Origin of the sequence: Massilia sp. CT11-108, from assembly GCF_047302915.1 — a bacterium.
GTDB lineage: Bacteria > Pseudomonadota > Gammaproteobacteria > Burkholderiales > Burkholderiaceae_D > Telluria > Telluria orientalis.
Genome location: NZ_JBKYMO010000834.1, coordinates 1 through 1,606 on the forward strand (window position 1 = coordinate 1; position 1,606 = coordinate 1,606).

The following is a 1,606-nucleotide window of genomic DNA, read 5'->3' on the forward strand; positions in this document are numbered from 1 at the left end:
CGACCGGTGCCGCGCCCGCCTGGACGAAGTACGCCGCGCCGCGGCCCATGCCGCCGAACTGGCGGCCGACGAGGAAGCGGTGGACAACCTGCTGGCCCGACGTTTTGCGAGGGAACGATGACCTACGATACCCATGCCTGGATCCGGGCCCTGATGGACTGGTACGACGCCTACCACTCGCTGATCGTGCTGGTGCTGCTCACGGGCATCCGCATCATGGTGGCCTTCGTCGTGCTGCCGGCCACCGGCGACACCGCGCTGCCGGGCACCGTGCGCAACGGCGTCGTCTACGTGCTCACGTTCTTCGTCGCCGCCGGACAGTCGCCGCAGGCGTTCGAAACGGCCGGCAGCGCGCAGCTCGTCGTCCTCGCCTGCAAGGAAGCCTTCCTCGGCCTGGCGTTCGGCTTCGCGGCCGCGCCGGTGTTCTGGATCGCGCAGAGCGTCGGCACCCTGATCGACGACCTGGCCGGCTTCAACAACATCCAGATGACCGATCCGCTGCGCGGCGACCAGAGCACGCCCGTGTCGAACCTGCTGCTGCAGCTGGTGACGACGCTGTTCTACGTCGGCGGCGGCATGAGCTTCCTGCTGGGCGCGCTGTTCCAGTCCTATAAATGGTGGCCGCCGCAGGTGATGCTGCCCACGCTGGCCGGCACGGCGGAAGCATTCCTGATCGGCCGCACCGACACCGTGTGGACCGCACTGGCCAAGCTCGGCACGCCGGTGATGCTGGTGCTGGTGCTGGTCGACGTCGGCCTCGGCATCATGGCCCGTTCGGCCGACAAGCTCGAGCCGAACGCGCTCAGCCAGCCGCTGCGCGGCATGATCGGCATGATCATGCTGATCGCGCTGGTGGCGGTGTTCGCGTCGCAGGTGGTGGGCGACGTGCTGCTGGGCGACCTCGGCAACCAGCTGGCGAAGGGCATGCTCGGCGGACCGGCGCAGTAGGGTGTGCACCCGTGTGTCCACGCGTGACGTATGCGCCGCGTTGGCGTTCGCGTTGGCGTTCGCGTGGGCTCGGGGAGCCCACCCAGCCGAGATTTGAGGTTTGTTGATATTTGCGCTGCGGTTTGTTGAGATTTGTCGAGGTGGATCGCGCTTACCATGATCTTGTCGCCGGGATAACCCGGCAGCAAACAGATCAATCGGGAGGTGCACCATGTTTTCGACCATCTATTTCGCCCTGTGTTCCGGACTCGCACACCGCGCCGCCTTGCCCGGCTATGCCGGCGCCATGCTCGACGGTGCGGCCGAGCGCGCGTATTGCACCGTTGACGAGGTGCTCGACAGCACGGCGCGCAAGCTGGGCGAAACGGACGTCGCGCGCCTGGTGGCCGCCGGCGACGCGTCGCTGCTGCTCGGTTACGACGAAGACGCCGAGGACCTGTACCGGCGCGCGCAGAAATTCACCGTCAACGACAACGACCGCCTGCGCATCATGTCGTGCCGGAACACCGGCTGGCAGCTGATGATGCGCGACCGCTACGCCACGACGGCGAAATGCTTCGCCCGCATCGTGCAGGACGGCGCCGCCACGGCGGCCGAGCGGATCGAGGCCCTGATCGGCGTCGCGCTCGTGCAGCACCAGCTGGGCCTGCAGCGCGAC

General features: G+C 67.6%; 1 protein-coding gene and 1 pseudogene. Both read left to right on the plus strand.

Annotated features, from left to right (window positions below):
* Positions 1-117 precede the first annotated feature (117 nt).
* Positions 118-948, plus strand: coding sequence for a type III secretion system export apparatus subunit SctT (gene sctT / locus ACEN88_RS31210; RefSeq protein ID WP_413345981.1), 831 nt, complete (start codon positions 118-120; stop codon positions 946-948).
* Between the two features lie 211 nt (positions 949-1,159).
* Positions 1,160-1,606 (plus strand): annotated as a pseudogene (locus ACEN88_RS31215) (AraC family transcriptional regulator); the annotation flags it as partial.